The sequence below is a fragment of the Mesorhizobium sp. M0768 genome (assembly GCF_040320195.1).
Classification (GTDB): domain Bacteria; phylum Pseudomonadota; class Alphaproteobacteria; order Rhizobiales; family Rhizobiaceae; genus Mesorhizobium.
In genome coordinates this window covers 23630-43843 of record NZ_JAMYPD010000034.1, presented here as the reverse complement: position 1 = coordinate 43843, position 20214 = coordinate 23630, and the positions used below count along the sequence as shown (strand labels likewise).

At 64.0% G+C, this 20214-nt stretch carries 18 protein-coding genes; 7 read left to right on the top strand and 11 right to left on the bottom strand.

Annotation, left to right across the window (positions count from 1 at the left end):
• Window positions 1-58: 58 nt before the first annotated feature.
• On the bottom strand, window positions 59-2254 hold the full coding sequence (locus NKI08_RS28930; protein WP_352774357.1) for a tetratricopeptide repeat protein: 2196 nt from the start codon (window positions 2252-2254) through the stop codon (window positions 59-61).
• Window positions 2255-2489: 235 nt separating this feature from the next.
• Between NKI08_RS28930 and NKI08_RS28925 the strand changes: the two genes are divergently transcribed.
• Entirely contained in the window at window positions 2490-3233 is a 744-nt protein-coding gene (locus NKI08_RS28925) for a 2OG-Fe(II) oxygenase (RefSeq protein WP_352774355.1), read from the top strand.
• 30 nt (window positions 3234-3263) lie between these two features.
• On the opposite strand, the gene NKI08_RS28920 is transcribed toward NKI08_RS28925, so the two are convergent.
• Both NKI08_RS28920 and NKI08_RS28915 read right to left on the bottom strand, forming a co-directional pair.
• Window positions 3264-4619: a sigma-54-dependent transcriptional regulator gene (locus NKI08_RS28920; RefSeq protein ID WP_352774353.1), complete on the bottom strand. Its 1356-nt coding sequence runs from the start codon at window positions 4617-4619 to the stop codon at window positions 3264-3266.
• A gap of 3 nt (window positions 4620-4622) precedes the next feature.
• The gene (locus NKI08_RS28915) at window positions 4623-6482 is read right to left on the bottom strand and encodes a sensor histidine kinase (RefSeq protein ID WP_352774351.1); all 1860 of its coding nucleotides are present in this window, start codon (window positions 6480-6482) and stop codon (window positions 4623-4625) included.
• 238 nt (window positions 6483-6720) lie between these two features.
• Between NKI08_RS28915 and NKI08_RS28910 the strand changes: the two genes are divergently transcribed.
• The 3 genes from NKI08_RS28910 (at window position 6721) to NKI08_RS28900 (ending at window position 10016) form a co-directional block, all read left to right on the top strand.
• On the top strand, window positions 6721-8052 hold the full coding sequence (locus NKI08_RS28910) for a dicarboxylate/amino acid:cation symporter (protein WP_031211944.1): 1332 nt from the start codon (window positions 6721-6723) through the stop codon (window positions 8050-8052).
• Between the two features lie 472 nt (window positions 8053-8524).
• Entirely contained in the window at window positions 8525-9592 is a 1068-nt protein-coding gene (locus tag NKI08_RS28905) for a glycosyltransferase family 2 protein (protein WP_352774349.1), read from the top strand.
• A 115-nt stretch (window positions 9593-9707) separates the two neighbouring features.
• On the top strand, window positions 9708-10016 hold the full coding sequence (locus tag NKI08_RS28900) for a HigA family addiction module antitoxin (protein ID WP_352774347.1): 309 nt from the start codon (window positions 9708-9710) through the stop codon (window positions 10014-10016).
• Window positions 10017-10058: 42 nt separating this feature from the next.
• Here NKI08_RS28900 and NKI08_RS28895 read toward each other — a convergent pair whose 3' ends face one another.
• The 6 genes from NKI08_RS28895 to NKI08_RS28870 all read right to left on the bottom strand — a co-directional run bounded on the left by NKI08_RS28895 (window position 10059) and on the right by NKI08_RS28870 (window position 15387).
• Window positions 10059-10346 (bottom strand): DUF982 domain-containing protein, encoded by a 288-nt coding sequence (locus NKI08_RS28895; RefSeq protein WP_352473753.1) that lies wholly within the window; start codon window positions 10344-10346, stop codon window positions 10059-10061.
• An 89-nt stretch (window positions 10347-10435) separates the two neighbouring features.
• Window positions 10436-11242 carry an ABC transporter permease gene (locus NKI08_RS28890; RefSeq protein WP_352774344.1) on the bottom strand — a complete coding sequence of 269 codons (807 nt, stop codon included), beginning with the start codon at window positions 11240-11242 and terminating at the stop codon, window positions 10436-10438.
• Window positions 11243-11246: 4 nt separating this feature from the next.
• Window positions 11247-12080: an ABC transporter permease gene (locus NKI08_RS28885; RefSeq protein WP_352473751.1), complete on the bottom strand. Its 834-nt coding sequence runs from the start codon at window positions 12078-12080 to the stop codon at window positions 11247-11249.
• A 17-nt stretch (window positions 12081-12097) separates the two neighbouring features.
• Entirely contained in the window at window positions 12098-13213 is a 1116-nt protein-coding gene (locus NKI08_RS28880; protein WP_352774342.1) for an ABC transporter substrate-binding protein, read from the bottom strand.
• Between the two features lie 67 nt (window positions 13214-13280).
• Window positions 13281-14375 carry an ABC transporter ATP-binding protein gene (locus NKI08_RS28875; RefSeq protein WP_023677270.1) on the bottom strand — a complete coding sequence of 365 codons (1095 nt, stop codon included), beginning with the start codon at window positions 14373-14375 and terminating at the stop codon, window positions 13281-13283.
• A gap of 124 nt (window positions 14376-14499) precedes the next feature.
• Window positions 14500-15387, bottom strand: a complete 888-nt coding sequence (locus NKI08_RS28870) for a LysR substrate-binding domain-containing protein (RefSeq protein ID WP_023677271.1) — start codon at window positions 15385-15387, stop codon at window positions 14500-14502.
• Between the two features lie 75 nt (window positions 15388-15462).
• Here NKI08_RS28870 and NKI08_RS28865 point away from each other — a divergent pair, with 75 nt between their 5' ends.
• Window positions 15463-17052 (top strand): zinc-binding metallopeptidase family protein, encoded by a 1590-nt coding sequence (locus NKI08_RS28865; protein WP_352774372.1) that lies wholly within the window; start codon window positions 15463-15465, stop codon window positions 17050-17052.
• 33 nt (window positions 17053-17085) lie between these two features.
• Entirely contained in the window at window positions 17086-18018 is a 933-nt protein-coding gene (locus tag NKI08_RS28860) for a dimethylarginine dimethylaminohydrolase family protein (RefSeq protein ID WP_352774340.1), read from the top strand.
• Window positions 18019-18098: 80 nt separating this feature from the next.
• On the opposite strand, the gene NKI08_RS28855 is transcribed toward NKI08_RS28860, so the two are convergent.
• A complete protein-coding gene (locus NKI08_RS28855; RefSeq protein WP_352774338.1) occupies window positions 18099-19106 on the bottom strand; it encodes an ornithine cyclodeaminase family protein in 1008 nt (335 codons plus the stop codon).
• A gap of 161 nt (window positions 19107-19267) precedes the next feature.
• Here NKI08_RS28855 and NKI08_RS28850 point away from each other — a divergent pair, with 161 nt between their 5' ends.
• Window positions 19268-19729, top strand: a complete 462-nt coding sequence (locus tag NKI08_RS28850; RefSeq protein WP_352774336.1) for an Lrp/AsnC family transcriptional regulator — start codon at window positions 19268-19270, stop codon at window positions 19727-19729.
• Between the two features lie 69 nt (window positions 19730-19798).
• Here NKI08_RS28850 and NKI08_RS28845 read toward each other — a convergent pair whose 3' ends face one another.
• Window positions 19799-20182 (bottom strand): YybH family protein, encoded by a 384-nt coding sequence (locus tag NKI08_RS28845; RefSeq protein WP_352685253.1) that lies wholly within the window; start codon window positions 20180-20182, stop codon window positions 19799-19801.
• Window positions 20183-20214 lie beyond the last annotated feature (32 nt).

Sequence of the window (20214 nt, the reverse complement as noted above, 5' to 3'; positions counted from 1 at the left end):
TCTCTATCGCCTTGTTCGCCAACGATCTTCTCGGCAAAAGAGACGGTCGTTTGCAGAGTTATGGCGGCACGCCCAGATCGTGCAGCGCACTCATGGCGGCTCGGTATTCGACGAAATCCCTGGGACAATCGCTAGCGGCGAGCCGGTAAAGCCGTAAGGCTTCCTCGCTATGCCCTTGGAGCCGGCTAAGCTCGGCCGTGTAGAAATTCGTTTCGCAGACTTGTCCGGTTCTCTGAGCCAGGCCCACAGCACCGGCATCCGAAAGTGCTTCGGCGGACGTCTTTTCACCCAGCAGCATGCTGACCAGCGGTGCCGGCCACTTCGTCATGTCGAGCTTGCTTTTCGCCTCCTTCAAGTGGCTCGCCGCGCCGTTGCGCCGCGCCGCGATATCAAGCCAGATGGCAAAGTAGGCATTGTCGGGGGTGAGAGAGGCCGCCTGCTCGAAATCCGTCTGCGCCATCGCCGTCGCGCCGGAATAGAGATACAGGACGCCCCGGCCAGCATAGGTGGAGGCGTCTTTCGGATCGAGGTTGATTGCTTCGCCATAGTCGGCGATAGCGCGGCTGTATTGGTCCTTTGCCGTCCAGGCGACGCCTCGGTTTTGGTAGCTCTTGACAAGTCTCGGATCGAGGCTGATCGCGCGGTCGTAGTCGGCGATGGCGAGATCGTATTCGCCTTTCCTGCTCCAGGCGAAACCTCGGTCGTTGTAGGCGATCGCCTTTGTCGGGTCGAGAGTGATGGTCTGGCTGTAGTCGGCGATAGCACGATCGTCCCTGCCCTTTCGAAGCCAGGCGGTGCCCCGATTGTAGTAGGCGCTCGTCAGTTTCGGATCGAGACCGATGGCCCGGTTGGAGTCCTCAATGGCGTGATCGTCCTCCCCCTTCTTGTACCAGGCCTCGCTACGGTTGACGTAGATTTTCGGATTTGTCGGATCGAGCCTGATCGCCTGGGTGTAATCGGCAATGGCACTGTCCGCATCGCCCCTTGCAAGCGAGGCGATGCCTCTGTTGAAATAGGCATTGCCAAGGTTCGGATCGAAGGTGATCGCCTGGCTGTAATCGGCGATGGCACGATCGATGTCGCCCTTGTTTGCTCGGGCCAGACCCCGGTTTGAATAAGAGATGGCGTGTTTCGGATCGAGTCTGATCGCCTGGTCGTAGTCGGCGATGGCGCCGTCGAAATCGCCTTTCGCCGCCCATGCTATCCCCCGGTTGTTGTAGGCGTCGACATATTTCGGATCGAGCGCGATGGCCTGACCATAGTCGGCGATGCCGCCATCGGCGTCACCTGCGTCGGATCGGGCCGCGCCTCGCGCGTAGTATGCGACGGCGAGTTTTGGATCGATGCCAATCGCCTTGCCATAATCGGCTATGGCGCGGTCATGGTCCCCCCGGTTGGCCCAAGTGACGCCTCGGCTGTAATAGGCTGGTGCAAATGTCGGATCGAGGCTGATGGACGTGTCGAAGTCCGCCAGCGCCTGGTCATGGTCGCCCTTGTTCGACCAGGCGAGGCCTCTGTTGTAGTAGACGCTAGCATCCTTCGGATCGATCGCGACGACCTTATTGTAGTCGGTGATGGCATCGTCAAAATCGCCGCCCGTCAGCCGGGCGTTGCCGCGCCGGTAGTAGGCATGTGCGTTTTTCGGATCGAGGCTGATCACCTTGTCATAGTCGGCCAGCGCGCGCTCCGCATCGCCCTTGTTGGTCCAGGCATCGGCGCGGCCGTTCAGGGAACTGGCGTCGTTTGGGTTGAGCCTGATGGCCTGGTCGAAATCGGCTATCGCGCGGTCGTCGTCGCCCTTGCTTGACCAGATCAGCCCGCGATTGTGGTAGCTTTTGCCGTCTCCGGGACTGAGACTGATTGCCCTGTCATAGTCGGCCAAAGCCCGGTCGTTCTCGCCCTTGAAGGTCCAGGCGACGCCGCGATTGTAGTAGGCGTCGCCATATTTAGGGTCCAGGCTGATCGCCTTGTCCAGATCGGCGATGCCCTTGTCGTAGTCGCCCTTGAAGACCCAGCTGATGCCCCGGTTGTAGTAGCCGCTGGCGACGGTCGGTGCGATGCCGATGAACGCGCTGTAGTCGGCGATGGCGCGGTCATAGTCGCCTCGTTCCGTCAGGGCATTGCCGCGCTTGAAATGGGCAATACCGCGGTTTTCGAGGGGCTCTGTCGCATCCTCGATCATGCGCGTACAGGCGGCGATCCGCGTGCTTGCCTCGACCTCGTCGTCGCTGACGCAGTCGCTGCTGGCGGACAAGGCCGGGAGCGCCGAGACCAGCATGACGACGAGGCAAACGAGGAATTGCCGGACTGCCCCGTCCCCTTGTCGAACCCGTCCGATCAAATCGCCCCCCATCGCGGCAAGCCCCGCTGCATTGTATTCAACGAAATCCCCGAGACAATCGCTAACGAGTTCACCCGGCAAGAAACGGGTGGTCCGCGCGCGCCGTTTCACCCATCTCAATGACAGAGAAGCCACAGGAGGCGAAGCCATGACCATCCATTCGATAGGCGCGAAAGCGGCGGTGAAATCGGCGGAGGTGCGCGTTGCCGGATATGACTGGCGGACGCTGGCCGATGAGCTGAGCGGCTATGGTTGCGCGGTGATGGAAAAGCTGCTGACGCCGCAGGAGTGCCGGCATATCGCCGGACTTTATTCGGACGAGAGCCATTTCCGCAGCCATGTCCATATGGCGCGGCATGGCTTCGGCAAGGGCGAGTACCGCTATTTCCGCTATCCCTTGCCCGACTTGATCGGCGGCTTGCGCACCGCGCTCTATCCGCGCCTGGCCGCGGTCGCCAATGACTGGAACGAGCGCATGGGTATCGCGCAGCGCTATCCCGACGAACACGCCGCGTTCCTCGAGCAATGCCACGAGCAGGGCCAGACGCGGCCGACGCCGCTCCTGCTGCAATATGTTCCCGGCGACTTCAACTGCCTGCACCAGGATCTCTACGGCGATCTGGCCTTCCCGCTGCAGGTGGCGATCCTGTTGTCGGAACCAGGCAAGGATTTCACCGGCGGCGAGTTCGTGCTGACCGAGCAGCGTCCGCGCATGCAGAGCCGCGCCGAGGTGGTGCCGCTGCGCCGGGGCGACGCGGTCGCCTTCGCGGTCCACAATCGACCGGTCCAGGGCAGCAAGGGCAATTACCGGGTCAATCTCAGGCACGGCGTCAGCCGGCTTCGCTCCGGCATGCGCCACACCGTCGGCATTATCTTCCACGATGCCAAGTAGCCGAGCCGCCCGGTCGAGGCCCGGCGGCGGTTACCGGGAAAAATCGCTGCGCACGATGCCGTGGCGCTGGAGCTTGTCGTAGAAGGTCTTGCGCGGAATCCCCAGCGCTTCGATCGTGCGCCTGACGTCGCCCTCGTTGCGGCCAAGCGTCTCGCGAATGATGTCGGCCTCGTAGCGCTCCAGCCGCTCCGGCAGCTTCATGGCGGCGTTCGATTGGGTCGGGGCAGGGGGTTGTGCTTCGGCGCCTTCCTCCAATCCAAGCACGAACCGCTCGGCGAAATGCGCCAGTTCGCGCACATTGCCCGGCCAGTCATGGTCGCTCAGATGGCGATGCACCGAAGCCGGCACTGCCGGCACCTGGCGGTGGAAACGGGCGGCGGCGCGCTCGGCGAAATAGAAGAACAGCAGGGCGACATCGTCGCGGCGCTCGCGCAGCGGCGGGATCGAGATCGTCACCACGTTGAGCCGGTAGTAAAGGTCCTCGCGGAAAGCGCCGCGCTGGCGCGGATCGCCGAGGTCGACCTTGGCGGCGGCGACGACGCGCAGGTCGACCGGGCGCACCTCGTTGGTGCCGAGCGGGGTGACCTCGCGCATCTCCAGCACGCGCAGCATCTGCACCTGCGTCGAGACCGGCATGCTTTCGATCTCGTCGAGGAACAGCGTGCCGCCGCTGGCGTGCTCGATGCGGCCGATCCGTTTCTTCTGCGCGCCGGTGAAGGCGCCGGCCTCATGGCCGAACAACTCGCTCTCGATGACGGTCTCCGGCAGCGTGCCGCAATTCAGCGCGACGAAATTGCCCTTGGCGCGGCGGCTCCAGCGATGCAGAAGGCTTGCCACCACCTCCTTGCCGGAGCCGGTCTCGCCGGTCACCAGCACATCGACGTCGGTGTCGGCGATCTGGCGTAGTGTGCGGCGCAGCCTGTCCATCGCCGGCGTCTGGCCGATCAGCGGCAGGCCGTCCTGCGCCTCTCCGGCCGCCTCGCGCAAGGCGCGGTTCTCCATCACCAGGCGGCGCTTTTCCGCTGCGCGGCGCACGCTCTGTACCAGCCGGTCGGCGGCGAAGGGCTTGGTGATGAAGTCGTAGGCGCCGTCCTTGATCGCCTTGACGGCCATGGCGATGTCGCCGTGGCCGGTGACGAGGATGACGGGAATGTCGGCATCCAGCCGCAGGATGCGATTGAAAAGCTGCAAGCCGTCGATCTGAGGCATGCGGATATCCGACACCACGACGCCGGTAAAACCGGCGTCGAGCCCGGCCAGCGCCTCAGCCGCCACCGCAAAGGCCGAGACCGAGAAGCCGGCAAGCTCCAGCGTCTGCGCGGTGGCCTTGAGGAGATCGCGGTCGTCGTCGATCAGGACCACCGGGGCGGCATTGTCATTCGTCATGGCTTACGCTGCTGTCTGGAGATGAATGGTGAAGCGGGTGCCGCTGTCGTCGCTCGAAACTTCGATGCGGCCGCCATAATCGGCGACGATGTCCTTCGAGATGACGAGGCCAAGGCCAAGGCCTTTTTCCTTGGAGGTGTTGAACGGCGTGAACAGCGATTTTAGGATCGCGGGTGGAATGCCCGGTCCGTTATCGGACACGCCGACCGTCACGCCGTCCGCGGTCTCCTCGACCGACACCTGCACATGAGCGTCGTCGCGGCCGTCGAGTGCTTCGAGCGCGTTCTGGAAGAGGTTGATCAGCACCTGTTCGAGCCGCACTCGATTGCCCATGACCTTGAGGCTCGGCGGCGGCAGGTCGATGGCCAATGCGTCGAGCCGGCCGGCAAAGCGGCTTCTCAACAGCATGACGGCGCCTTCGATAACACCACGTAATTCGACAGGCTCGGCGGCGGTGCGGCCCTTGCGGGCAAATGCCTTCAACTCCTCGGTGATTGAGCCGATGCGTTCGGTAAGGGCTGCGATAGCGCCGAGGTTTTCCTCGGCCGGCCCGGTCTGCTTGCGGTCGAGGAAGGTGCGGGCATTGTCGGCATAGGCGCGTATGGTGGCGACCGGCTGGTTGATCTCATGGGCGACACCGGCCGCGACCTGGCCGAGGATGGCGAGGCGGTTGGCCTGGACCAGATCCTGCTGCACGATTTGGAGCTTGGCTTCCGTGCTGCGGTGGCCTGTTATCTCGGCCTGCAACCGGTCGCGGGCGCGGCTCAAATCCTCGGTCCGTTCGACGACGCGGCGTTCGAGTTCGGTGCGGGCCGCCTGTTCGGCGGCAATCCGCATCTGCGCCGACTGCCGGCGCCACAACAGATACGCGGCAAGGCCGAGCAGCGGGACGACGACGCCGAGCACCAGAAGCCGCATTTCGCGGACGGCGGCGGCGATCGGCGCTTCAGCCGGGATCAGATAGTCGAGCCGCCAGGGGGTCGAAGGAATCGTCGTGAAAAGGCTGAGATACTCCGCGTCGCTGCCGCCGGGCGTTACTGCGTGGACGATCGACACATCCGGGCTGAGCGCCTGCGCGTGCATGATCGGCAACGGCACAAGCGGCGCGTCGCCGAACTGTTGGCTGTCGCGGATCGCGGCTTGCTTAGGTGCGGCCAGCGGTGCGGTTGTCATGAAGCGCCAGGACGGCACGCTGGTGATCAGCACGACGCCATTCTCGTCGCTGACATAAGCCGGGCGATTCGCCTCGCGCCAGTCGGCTTCGAGCTGGTCGAACTCCATCTTGACGACGACGACGCCGAGCGGTGCGTCTGTGTCGCCGACGCGCCGCGAAATGTAGAGGCCGGGGCGCTTGCTGACATTGCCGAGCGCAAAATACTCGGCGGTTCCGGCCTGCATCGCGCCGGAGAAATAGTCGCGGAAACGGTAGTCATTGCCGACGAAGCTGATCGGCTCGCGCCAGTTGCTGGAGGCGACCGCCAGTCCATCGGTGCCGACGACATAGAGTACCGACGCCTTGGTGCCGGAGACCAGCCCCTCGAGCTTGCGGTTCAGCACATCGATTGCCGCGGCATTTTTCTGCGACAGCGCGTCACGCACTTGCTGGTCTGCGGACAAAAGCAGCGGCAGGGCGCGCGGGCTTTCGAGCACCGCGCGCAGCAGCGCGACCTTCAGATTGGCGTCGGTACGCCCCTGCGCCGCCAGGGTCCCGATCTCGGCGGTGCGGCCGTAAAGGCCGGCGCCGTAGAGCGCTGCCGTGACGATCAAAAGCGCGATGGCCGCAAACAGCAGCCAGGCTCGGCGCGCCCGCCTGGCGAGTTGCTCGGGCGTCGAAGACAAGGCACCGGCGGGGCGTTGCAGCATCGCCCATTTGTGCATGAATTCGCACAAAGCACAATTCGACCTATGCGGAGATTCGCACCTATCCATGCGTCCAGCACAGCGGACGTTTGCGAATGCTCAACAAAATCAATGATGAAAAGCTCTTCTGCGTATCTGGCACGGCTGTTGCAAACACGAATTCAGCAGTCGCGAGGCTGCTGGTCTCAAAACAACTGCCCCGGGGAGTCGAGCTTTCGATCGGGGCGCCATGGAGGACGTTATGCAGACAGCAATCGCTGCCGCCGAGCCGCGCGGCAAACTTCCCTTATACCGGCATCTTTATGTGCAGGTGCTCGCGGCGATCGCCGCCGGCGTGCTGCTCGGCCATTTCTATCCCGAAACCGGCGAGGCGATGAAGCCGTTCGGCGACGCCTTCATCAAGCTGGTGAAGATGGTGATCGCGCCGGTGATCTTCCTGACCGTGGCGACCGGTATCGCCGGTGTTTCCGACCTGCAGAAGGTCGGCCGCGTCGCCGGCAAGGCGATGATCTATTTCCTGGTGTTCTCGACGCTGGCGCTGGTCGTCGGCCTGGTCGTCTCCAATGTCGTCCAGCCCGGCGCCGGCATGCACATCAATCCAGCGACGCTCGATACCGCCAAGGTGGCGGCCTATGCCGAGAAGGCGCACGACACTACCATCGTCGGCTTCCTGATGAACATCATCCCCGACACCATCACCGGCGCCTTCGCGCAGGGCGACATCCTGCAGGTGCTGTTCTTCTCGGTGCTGTTCGGTGTCGCCCTGGCGCTGGTCGGCGATCGCGGCCGTCCGGTCGTCGATTTCCTGCAGGCGCTGACCACGCCGATCTTCCGCCTCGTCGCCATCCTGATGAAGGCCGCACCGATCGGCGCGTTTGGCGCCATGGCCTTCACGATCGGCAAATACGGCATCGGCTCGATCGCCAACCTCGCCATGCTGATCGGCACGTTCTACCTGACCGCGCTGCTGTTCGTGCTGGTGGTGCTCGGCGCTGTCGCCCGCTACAACGGCTTCTCGATCCTGGCGCTGATCCGCTACATCAAGGAAGAGCTGCTGCTGGTGCTCGGCACCTCGTCCTCGGAAGCGGCATTGCCGGGCCTCATGGCCAAGATGGAGCGCGCCGGCTGCAACCGCTCGGTGGTCGGTCTGGTCATCCCGACCGGCTATTCCTTCAACCTCGACGGCACCAACATCTACATGACGCTGGCGGCGCTGTTCATCGCGCAGGCGACCGACACGCCACTCACCTACGGCGACCAGATTCTGCTGCTCGCTGTCGCCATGCTGAGCTCCAAGGGTGCCGCCGGCATCACCGGCGCCGGCTTCATCACGCTGGCGGCAACGCTTTCGGTCGTCCCCACCGTGCCGGTCGCCGGCATGGCGCTGATCCTCGGCGTCGACCGCTTCATGTCGGAATGCCGAGCGTTGACCAACTTTATCGGCAATGCGGTGGCGACGGTCGTGGTGGCACGCTGGGAGGGAGAACTCGACCAGACGAAGTTTGCCGCCGCCATGGCCGGCGACTTGCCGGAGGAAGTCGACCTGTCGCTGCCGGGTTTGCAGGCCGCCTGACCGTCCAGGCCACATGACCACAAGGCCCCGGAGGCGGTTCGCCGGCTTCGGGGCAACAGCGGCGGCGGTCGCGGCATGCCGCCTGAAACGCAACCTGAAGTGGCGCTATTTTCGACGCGGGGCTTGTTCCAGCCGCATTTGCAGGCCAGTATCCGCCGTGCCTTCATGGCACCGTCCGCTTCGCTCCCGACCTGATCGCGAGGCGAGACATTTCCGTCGGGCTCGGTTTGCAACATCATCCTTGCCGAACCGTCGGAGCTTTTGCTGCCGCCGACCCTGACCATGGCAGCAGCCTCGAAGGCAATGGCGGCCTCAGTACGAAGTCGCAAAGCGAAACGTGACCCGTCTCCTCGTGGGAAGCGCAGGCTTTCTCCCAGGGAACTCGTTGCGCGCCAAGAGGGGCGCTTGAAGAGGGGGGCGGGCCCATGAGCGGGCCTTTGCCGAACCAAAGCAAGATGCGAGGTCAAACGCGATGCAGTCTGTCCAAAACAGGATTCCGGTATCCATCATCATCCCGAATTACAACTACGCGCGGTTCCTCAAACGCAGCATCGACAGCGCTCTCGAGCAGGACTACGCGGATGTCGAAGTCATCGTCGTCGACGATGCATCGCAGGACAATTCCACGACAATCATGGAATCTTATCGCGACGAGATCCTCGCATGCCCGCGAGCGCAAAATGGCGGACACGCGGCGGCATTCAACACCGGCTTCGCTGCGAGCTCGGGCAAGATCGTCCTGTTCCTCGACGCCGACGATTATCTCTATCCGACCGCCGTCTCCACCATTGTCGAAACCTGGGACGAGGCAACCGCCCAGGTCCAGTCCAGACTGCATATCGTCGACGAAGGACAGCGCATCAAGGATGTCTTTCCGCCGCCCGAATTGCCTTTCGACAGCGGCGACGTCATGCCGAAACTACTGCACAAGGGCCGCTATCAGACGACCGTGACCAGCGGGCTGGCCTTTGACCGCGCAACGCTCGAATCGATCATGCCGATACCGGAGCCGGAGTTCCGCCAGGGCGCCGACGGCTATCTGGCAACGCTGGCGCCGATGTACGGGCACGTCCAGTCCATCGACGAATGCCTCGGCGCCTACCGGATCCATGGCGCCAACCATTCAGTCTTCGGTGAAAAGCTCGCCGAGCGGGCACGCTGGCGGGTAACCCACGATTTCCGCCGCATGCAGGCGCTGTCGGACCAGGCTTCCGGGATCGGCCTGACCATCGTGCCGTCGGATGCTGTCCGCCACGATCCGGTCCACCTGGAAGAGCGGCTGGCGTCGCTTTGCGCGGACAGCGGCCGACATCCCGTGGCCGACGATTCCCGGCTGGCGCTCGGGGCGGCCGGCGCCGTCGCCAGCCTCGAAATGACCGCATCCCTGCGGCGGCGCGCGATCCTTGCCGCCTGGTTCCTGTCGGTCGGGGTATTGCCGCGGAAAATGGCGACCGCGGTGCTGTCGTGGAAGCTTGATGAGTCGTCGAGGCCGGCATTTTTGAGCCGCCTGTCCAAGACCATCCGCCACGCCATGGGATAGTGGGTGGCGCTGTGCCACAACTCCGCCAGGTTTTCGGGAGGTCTGGCAACCCGGGTAGATTTCGAACAATATCATTATGGGTACGTGGCGCCCCAAGCGAAAGGACAACCAGCCCATGACCTCTTATGAGCCGATGCGTCCGATCGAGCGCTGCCCATCCCACCCTGGAGCGCTGCTTGACGACATTATCCCGGCAACCGGAAAGACCAAGGTGGAGATCGCCAATCTGCTCGGAATCTCGCGCCAGCAGCTTTATGACATCATCCGCGAAAAGAAGCCGGTGTCGCCGGCTGTCGCTGCCCGTCTTGGAAAGATGTTCGGCGACGGCGCCGCGATCTGGCTCAGGATGCAGGCTGCCTATGATGCCTGGCATGCGGAGCGCGAGGTCGACGTCAGCGCCGTTCCAAGATTGCATGCTGCCTGAGATGCAATAGATCCGCCGGACCACCGAGCTCTCAAAAATCGATCACGGTCCCGCCTGCCTGGACCGGTTCTCCGGTTCGACGGCTCGCTCGACCAGGACATGCGCTTCCCGCGCGGCCTCGACGAACGCGTCCCTGGCGGCTTCGGTCCAGCGGTCGTCACTCATGGCACGGCGGCATGTGCGCAGCGCCAAGCCGTGTTTGGCGCTGCCGGCGTCACGCCAGTGGGCTTCCAGCAACTCGACAGCCTGCCGTGCGTTGGAAATGTTGCGGATATCTCCCACGATGCCGACCGCAACCGCAACCGGCTTGGCAAACCATCCCTGGTTCATGGCAGAGCCCTCGACGTGTTGAACCATCTATAACGAAAATCGTAGCGCAAGGTTTCATTCGCGCCAGTCACCACGGCGTGAGGCGGCCCTCACTGCGCCTCGCGCAGCCTGACCACGACGCTGCGCGCCACAAGCACCAGTACGGTGATGACGATCAGGATCACCGAGAGTGCGGCGATCGCCGGGTCGATGTTGTCGCGCAGGCCCATCCACATCAAGCGCGGCAGCGTGATGGCGTTGACCGAGGTGATAAACAGGGTGACGCCGATCTCCTCCCAGGACAGCACGAAAGACAACAACGCCGCGGTGACGATGCCGAACTTGATATTGGGCATGATGATGCGGGTGGCGCGCTCCCACACGGTGGCGCCGAGGCCACGGGCGGCGAGGTCGATGCGGCGGTCGAGCTGGCTGAGCGACACCAGGATCAGCACCGTGGCGAAGGGCACCGTCATCACCGCATGCGCCATGACGACACCCAGCCAGGTGTCATAGCCGAAGAACGACGAGAACCCGGAGATCGAGGTCAGCAGGAAGTAGAGCGTGATTGCCGAGACCACCGGCGGCACCACCATCGGCAGCAGCACGAAACCGACCAATGCTGCCGTGAAGCGCGGCTGGAACATCCAGATGCCGAGGCTGAAGCAGAGCGCCAGCACGGTGGAAAAGGCGCTGCTGACGATGCCGATCCTGATCGAGAGCAGGATCGAATTGATCCAGCGCGGATCCTCGATCAGCGCCCGGTAATGGCGCAGCGACAATTCGCCCGACGGCATCGCCAGCATGCGGCTCGGCGTCAGCGATACCGGGATGACGGCGAGCAGCGGCAGCAGCAGGAACAGCGCGACGAGGGCGGCGAGGACCAGCGAGACGGGACCGGGGCGGTAGGTCGGCATCGCGCTACACCAGTTGCTTGGGTCTGATATAGCGGAACAGCAGCGCCATCAGCGCGCCGACAAACAGCACCAGCACGACACTGATTGCGGCGCCCAGGCCCCAGTCCGGGCTCTGGAAGATGCGAAGGTAGATCAGCTCGGCGATCATCACGCTGCGGCCGCCGCCGAGGATCGCCGGCGTGACGAAGAAGCCGAGCGAAAAGACGAAGACGATCAGCGCCGAGCCGATGATGCCGGAGCTGGTCATCGGCACGAATACCGACCAAAAGGTGCGCATACGGCTGGAGCCGAGGCCGCGCGCCGCCAGCAGCACACGATCGTCGAGGCTGCGCATCGATGAGGCCAGCGGAAACACGGCGAAGGGAATGAGGAAATGCGTCATGCCGACGATAACGCCGAACTCGTTGCGCACCAGCGCCAGCGGCTCTGAGATGAAGCCGACCGCCTGCAGCCAGGTGTTGATCAGGCCGCGATTGGACAAAAGCGCCACCCAGCCGAAGGCGCGCGTCAGCACCGAGATCCAGAACGGCACCAGGATGCAGAACTCGGCCACGACGCGCTGCACCGGCGTGCCGCGTACCCAGACAACGGTGATGGCGTAGGCGGCGACAACCGAAACGATCGTCACGATCGCGGCGATACGCAGCGTGCGGATGAAGACCGACTGCACCAACTGATCCGTGAGCAGCGCATTGTACTGCCCCAGCCCCGGCGTGGGCAGGGTGAAGCTCCATTTAACCACGCCAAGGAATGGCCAGGCATAGGCCAGCACAAGAAAGAGGAGCAGCGGCGCCATCAACAGCGCCGCGCCCATCCTGTCGGAGAGGTATGCTCTCATCCGGTTATCCCGGCTTATCAGGCGGAGATGATCTTCGTGTATTCGTCGAGTGCCGCCCCGTAGTTCTTGGCGTACCAATCCATGTCGAGCGGGATCTGCTTCTTCATGTTCTCGGGATCGACCGGATTGATGCGCCTCTTGTCGGCGGGTATCAGCGCATCGGTGGCCGGGTTGGCCGGACCCTGGCCGAGCTTTTCGAACATGATGAGTTCCTTCTCCGGGTCCTGGGTGCTGGCGATGAACTTCATCGCCGCGTCCTTGCCGCCGGGATTGCCCTTGAGCACGGCGAGCGCGCCGGGCGAGATCAGGCCCTGGTCCCAGATGAACTTGATCTTGCCGCCGGAATCCTGCTCGATGAGCGAAGCCCGGGTCGACCAGACGATCGCCATCGAGGCCTCGCCATTGAGCAGCACGCTCTGGCTTTCGGCGCCGCCACCCCAATAGGCGACGACGTTTTCCTTGAAGGCGGCGATCTTGTCATGCGCGCGCTTGAGGTCGAGCGGGTAGAGCGATGCCGGTGCGATGCCGTCGGCGAGCAGTGCCGCTTCCCAGCTCGACACGCCCCATTTGTAGAGCGAGCGCTTGCCGGGGAATCTTGCCACGTCGAAGAAGTCGGCCATGCCGGTTGGTGCCTGGCTGCCGTATTTCTCGGCATCATAGGCGATGACATAGGAGAAGAAATAGGTCGAGGCGGCGTATTCCCAGCCGAAGCCCGGCCGCATCTTCTTCTTGTCGACGACCGCATAATCGATCGGCTCGAGCATGCCTTGGGCGCCGAGCGTGATGGCCGAGAACGGATCGACGTCGACCAGGTCCCAGGTCGGGGCGCCGCTCTTGAACTGCGCCGCGATCGCGCCTTCGGTCGGGCCGGAGCCGTCCATCTTAACGACAATGCCGGTTTCCTTGGTGAAGGCCTGGCCGTAAGCCGCGTCATAGGCGGTAATGGCGTCGCCGCCCCAGTTGACGAGCACCAGTTCCTTAGCCGCGGCAAAGGCGCCGGTCGAGCGCAGCAGCATCGGCGTGCCGGCCAGCACCAGTGCGGCCAGCTGCGTAAACTGCCGGCGCGAGATCTCGCCGCGCACTGCCCTGGCGGATAGCGCCTCGATGGAATTTTTCTTGGTTTGGTTTGTCATGTCAGTTCCCCTTTTTTGTCGTTGATATTTCCTGAAAGTCAGCTTGGCGAATTCGCCGCGCCGATCGTCATTGTCCTCCGTTCGGAAGGAGGAAGCCTTTCTCCGCCGGCCAGGTCAGCCAGACGGAATTGCCCTTGCTGAGCGCGGAAGCGGCGACCTCGTTCGGCACAGAGATCGTCACCTTGGCGCCTTGCCGCGTCGTCAGATCGAGCCGCGTCGCAGCGCCGAGATAGGTCGAGGCGACGGCAGTCGCGGCAATGCCGTTCTCGCCTGTCGCGGCTTCGCGGGCGATCGACATGTATTCGGGCCGGATCGCCAGGATGGCGTCGCCCCGGACCTTCTCGGCCTTGCAGCGCATGCTGATCGCGCGGTCTTCGCAGAGGCCCGTCGAGCCATTGTTGGCCGGGCGTACGCCCTTCAGCGGCAGCATGTTGATCTCGCCCAGGAACTCGGCGACGAAGCGGTTGTCCGGCCGGTCGTAGACCTCGTCCGGCGCGCCGACCTGCAGCAACTTGCCGTGGTTGAAGATGGCGACGCGAGATGACAACGCCAGCGCCTCGCTCTGGTCATGGGTGACGAAGACGAAGGTGGTGCCGGTCTCCTGGTGCAACCGCTTCATCTCGGCCTGCATCTGGCCGCGCAGGCCCTTGTCGAGTGCTGAAAACGGCTCATCGAGCAAAAGTACGCCCGGCTCGAACACCAGCGCCCGCGCCAGTGCGACCCGCTGCTGCTGGCCACCGGACAATTGCGACGGCAGTTTCTTTTCGTGGCCCTTGAGCCCGACGCGCTCGATCATTTCGCCGACGCGGCGTTTGATCTCGGCCGCCGGTTTCTTTCGCACCTTGAGCGGAAAGGCGATGTTGGCCTCGACGCTCATATGCGGGAACAGCGCATAGCCCTGGAATACCATGCCGGCGGCACGCTGCTCGGCCGGCCGCTCGGTGATGTCGACGCCGTCGCTGTAAAGGCGACCGTCGGTCGGCTGAATGAAGCCGGCAAGGATCATCAGGAAGGTGGTCTTGCCGGAACCGGAGGGGCCGAGCAGGGTGAGGAACTCGCCACGGCCGATATCGAGCGTCAGATCGTCCAGCGCACGGAACGAGCCGAAGCTCTTGCCGATCCCGATTGCCTTGATCTCTGCGGCCCGGCCGGGTTGCTGCATCCTGCCCTTTCCTTAGCGTAGCCGAAATCGTAGGCAGGGCGGCGGCTCACCGCAACCGAATAGTTTTCGCCTGATCGGCAAATTTGATTCATCTATGCGCCAATCTCCCCCTCGAGGGGGGAGATTAACGCTGGTTCTCCGACAGCTTCGACCGCAGCCACCGCCCAAACGCCTCCAGCACCGGATGCGCCGCCTTGGCGTGCTCGGAAACCAGAAAATACGAGCGCGGTGAATTGATCGCTATGTCGAAGGGGCGGACCAGCCGGCCTTCGCTCAGTGCCCGGCCGCTGGTCAGCTCGTCGCCCATGGCGATGCCCTGGCCGGCGATCGCCGCCGAAAAGACCAGGTTCATGTCGGAAAAGAAGATGCCGCCTTCCGGGTCGGGGTTCTCGACCTTGGACAGCGCCAGCCAGCGCGCCCAGTCCTCGGTATCGCCGAGATGCAGGAGATTGGCGCGCAGCACGTCGGCCGGCTTGGAGAAGCCGCCGATCTTGTTGAGCAGCGTCGGGCTGCACAGCGGCGTAAAGGAGATCCCGCACAACAGCTCGACCGCGCGGTTCGGCCAATTGCCGACGCCGAAGGCGATGAAGGCATCGGCCTCGGCATTGCTCACGTCGTCGAGACGGCGCGGCGTCAGGATGCGCAGCGCGACATCGGGGTACATCTGCCGGAACTCGCCGATATGGGTGCACAGGAACAGCGAGGCGAAACCCGGCGTACAACTGACGCTGAACGAGCCGCCGATGCCGGTGCCGGCATGGCGTGTCACCGCGTCGCCCAGCACCGTCAGCGCCTTGCGCACGTCGCTGGCATAGCGCTGGCCGCGTGGCGTCAGCGCCACGCCCTTGCCAATGCGCTCGAGCAGGTCGAAGCCGAGATCGCGTTCGAGCAGGCGAAGCTGATGGCTGACTGCGCTGCGGGTCAGATGCAGTTCGTCGGCGGCGCGCCAGACGCTGCCGTGGCGGGCAAAACTGTCGAGGGCGCGCAGCGCCTGCGTCGAGGGAATTCTCAAGAGGTGAACCGAATTTGCATGAGCCGGGAAAACATATCACTTTTTGGCGGGGCGCTTCACTGCTTTCTTTCCGCCATGGAGAAACCGGTGACCTCCGCGCAAGTGACCGCACTTGCCTTTCTGGACGACATCCAGCCGTCGCTATCGGCGTGGACTCGGGCGATCTTCGATTTCGGCGAGACCGCCTGGCGCGAATACCAGTCGGCCGCCTGGTATGTCGAGCATCTGAAGCACGAAGGCTTTTCCGTCGAGGAAGGTTCTGGCGGCATGCCGACCGCCTTCTGCGCCCACTGGACCAATGGCGCGGGGCCGACCATCGGCCTGTATGCCGAGTATGATGCAGTGCCCGGCAATTGCCAGGATGCGGCGACGGTGAAGCGACCGCGCCCGGGCCTCGGCGAACAGGCTGGCGGCCACACCGATCCGCATTCCGGCCTCGGCATTGCCAGCCTCGGCGGGCTGCTGGCGACCAAGGCGGCGATGCAGCGCCACGGCATATCAGGCACGCTGCGCTTCACCGGCGAGCCGGCGGAGAAGGTGCGCGGGTCGAAGCCGATCCATGCCGCGAAGGGCTATTACGATGGGCTGGCGGGCATGGTCTCCTTCCATCCTTTTTATATGCTGCCGCTCTGCAATACCGCGCGCTGGGATACGCATTGCGGTGCGGCCTATGCGATGATCTACCGCTTTGTGTGCGACGAGCCGGAACATTGGGCGAGGGCGGCAGGCGGCGCAGCACCCATCCCGCAGGCGCATTCGGCAGTCAGGGCGCCCGGCGCCAACGACGCGCTCATGATGATGTACATGGCCTCCAAGGCGCTGCGCGATTCCATGCTGCCGCACCAGGGTGGCTGGTCGATCAGCGAGGCGATCCTGACGGCGGGCCAGGCGACCGCCGACAATCTGCCGGCCGGGCTGGCCGAGATCCAGTACATGATCCGCGTGCCGACGCTTGCGATGGCCGAGCAGGTCACCGCCGTGCTCGACCGCAATGCGGAAGCCGCAGCCAGGATGAGCGGCTGCCGCCATGAGCGGCACTGGGTGTCGAAGTCGCGGCCGGGGCTTGCCAACCACGCAATGGCCGGCATTGCCTTCGACGCGCTGGCGGCGGTCGGGCCGCCGTGCTGGGACAAGACGGCCAAGGCGATCGCCCGCGAAGTCCAGGTCAATGCCGGGGGCGAGGCGACCGAGGAACCATTCATCGACGAACTGGAGCGGCTGATTGCACCACAGGATGCCGAGGCGATCCTGCGCCGTGACTTGCCGCCATCGCAGCTGAATTCGACCTCCGACGATTACACCGACATGTCGTGGCAGACGCCGACGGCGCGGTTCTACGTCGCCCGGCCGGCGCTGCGATCCGAGAACGGCCACGCGTTTCCGTCCTGGGCGATGAATGCGCTGGGCGGCATTTCTGCCACCATCGACCCAATGGTCATCTGCGCCGCAAAGACGGTCGCGCTGGCAGCACTTCGCCTGTTGGAAGACGATGCCGCGCGCAACGCGGCGATGGATGAATTCGTCGCCCGCACCGGCGGCATCGGCGGCTCGAACTGGATCGCGCCGCTCTGCGACTACGATCCGCCCATCGGATTTCGCTGGCCGGAATACATCACCACCCCGCGCGGACGGGATTGGTGGATACCAGGCAACCAAGCCGCATGATCAACCAAGCCGCCCTTCACGAGGAGAAACCCCATGACCGTCCATGACCGCATCGTCGCCGAGGCGTTTTCGCTGCAGCACCGGAACCCGGCCGGCGGAACCAAGCCGCTGACCGCCTGGGGCTTCGCCAACGAAACCGACGTGCTGACCGACGTGCTGCTCGGCTCGCCGAATTTCCTGCGCCATCTCTCGACCAGCTCGCTGTCGCGCAAGCATCTGCGCGAAGCGCCATGCAACGTCCAGATCGCGCAGGCGCAGCACAAGGACCTGGTCGCCGCCTATGAGCATTTCGGTGTCAACATCCACTGGCACGAGCCGACGCCGGAACTGCCGATGCAGGTCTACTCGCGCGATTCCAGCGTCATGACGCCGTACGGCGCCATCATCACCGCCATGTCGCAATGGTGGCGGCGCGGCGAGAACTACGCGGCGATCCGCACCTATGAGAAGCTCGGCATCCCGATCTACGACATGGTCACCGCGGGCACGTTCGAGGGCGGCGACTTCAACGTCATCGAGGACGGCGTCGTGCTGATCGGCTGCGGTGGCGCCCGCACGCAGGAGGAGGGCGCGCGCCAGGTCCAGGCCTGGTTCGACAAGGAGGGCTGGGAGACCCGCATCGCCTTCATCGACGAGTATTACGTCCATATCGACCTGATGGTGGTGCCGATCGCCGAAAAGCTGACCGCCGTCTGCCTTGCCTGTACAGAGCCCGGCATCGTCGACTGGCTGAAGGGCAAGGGCCACGAGATCATCGACGTGCCGTTCCAGGATACTATGGCGCTCGGCTGCAACTTCATGTCGCTGGGCAAGGACAGGGTAATCGCCCCGACCTCGAGCCAGACGCTGATCGGCCAGCTCAAGGCGCGCGGCTTCGAGGTGGCGGCCATCGACATGAGCGAGATCTCGAAGACCGGCGGCGGCATTCACTGCATGGCGCAGGCGCTGAAGCGCGAGCCGGCCTGAGGGGCCGGCCTTTAGCCCGGCCGCTTGCGCGAAAGCGCCATTGTCAGCACCGTCGATCCCGCCTGGCGTGCGGCGCGCCCCTACAGCACGATGAGCTTTCCCTTGCGCAGACGCCGGGCGCAACGATAGACGAGGTCGGCAGCGACCATGTCTTCCATCGCAGTGCCCATCGCCTTGTAGGTGGTGATCTGTTGATCCGAAACGCGGCCCGGCGCGCGGTCGAGCAGCATGGCGCCAAGCTCGGTGCCGAAATCCGGGTCGAAGCCGGCAAGCTCGCAAGATCCGACCGGGGTCGGTTTGAATGCATCCTTGGTTTCGACAAAAAGACTGGATCTGCCGATGAGCTCGATCGGCATTTCACCGCCGGGCGGCGCCACCCCGACCGAGGAGACATGCGTGCCCGGCTGGACCCAGCCTGCGTCGATCACCGGCTGGTAGGAGTGGGTCGCCAGGCACACCACGTCGGAACTGCGCACTGCCGTCTCGAGATCGGCGACCGCCACCACCGACGGATGCAGCCGGGCAAGCGCTGCCGCATCGTCGAAGCTCTTCGAAGCGACATGGATTTCGGCAAAGTCGCGCACCAAGGGCAACAGATGCAGGTGCTGGTTGGCCTGCACGCCGGCGCCGACCACGGTCGCTATCCTGGCGTCCCTGCGGGCAAGCGTGCGCACCGACAGCACGGCGGAGCCGGAGGTCCGCACCGCGGTTATGAAGGTGCCGTCCATGATACAGACCGGCAGGCCGGACAGCGGATCAAACAGGGTGATGGTGGCGAGGTGGCTGGGCAGGTTCTTGGCCAGGTTGCCTTCGAAGACGTTGACGATCTTGACGGTCAGGTTCATGCCCTCCATCCAGGCCGGCATGGCGAGGCTGTAGCCGGCCTCGGGGATGTCGAGCTGTGGTCGGGGTGGATTGACGACCTTGCCTTGTGACAGCGCCTTGAAGCCGTCTTCCAGAACATCGAGAAGCTGACTGAGGTCGATGCACGCCATCACGTCGGCTTCGCTCAGCACCAGGATCTCGGTCGCTCCCTTGCTGATTTCCGCCGCACTCCTGCCGGCTGGGCTGAACGCTTCCTTGGTCATCCTGCACTCCTTTTGTTTCTCGAAATCGGCTCACCACATTTGCTTTGAGTGGGTGAGAGAAGCGCAGGCTATTGCGGGGGTTTATGCGATGAAATACGTTGATTTCGACATCTTTGCGTGAAATCAGCACATAAAATCCCTGAGATAGCGTGGATTGTGAAATGGACGACCTCGACCAGATAGACCGCAGCCTGCTCCGGCTGCTGCAGGAGGACGGGCGCCGGACGACGCTCGATCTGGCCGGGCGTGTCGGGCTGTCGCCGACCGGAACCAGCCAGCGGGTGAAGCGCCTGTTCCGCGACGGGTTCATCACCGCGGTCAGGGCCGTGCTCGATCCGCGCAAGGTCGGCCGGGGAACGCTGGTGTTCATCGAGGTCCGGCTTGACCACACGGCGCCGCATATCTTTGACCGCTTCGCCGAAGCCGTGGCGAAAGCTCCGGAGGTTCTGGAGTGCCATATGGTGGTTGGCGGTTTCGATTATCTGGTCAAGGCGCGGATCGCCGATATGGCGGTGTTCCAGGATTTCCTGCAGCGGGTCATCCTGCCACTACCTGGCGTGCGCGAAACGCACACTTTCGCCTCCATCGCCGATGTCAAGCCGAACGCCCTTTTGCCGGTGTGATCGGGTGGAGGGAATCAGAGCGACCTGCATCGCATCTTCGCCCAGGTGCAGAGATGCCGGAGACCGGTTCTAGCCTTGCTGGGTCAGCAGGTTTGCGTCGCGTGCGAGCCGCCACTCACCATCCGCCTCCTTGCGCAGGAGCGTCAGCGCAAATCCCGATCGATGGACCGGCTTCCCGTCCGGCGGAGTCGCGGTCATATTGATGCGGCTGCGGATGAAGGCCCAATTGCCGAGAAGTTGTAGTTCCACGATATCGCTCGTGCCGTCGATATGAACGCCGGCCGTCTCCCGCGCGGCTGCCGCGAAGATCTCCTTGTCGAAGGGTTCCCGGCCGGGAACCATGAAGATCGCGTCGTCCGTCATCAAGCTGAGGACGGTCGCGATGTCTCCACGCTTGCTCGCATCCATCCACGTCTCGACCAGCTTTCGGATTGCTTTTTCGTCGCCCGTCATCCGTTACCTCCCTGGCATCTCGCCGTCATCGA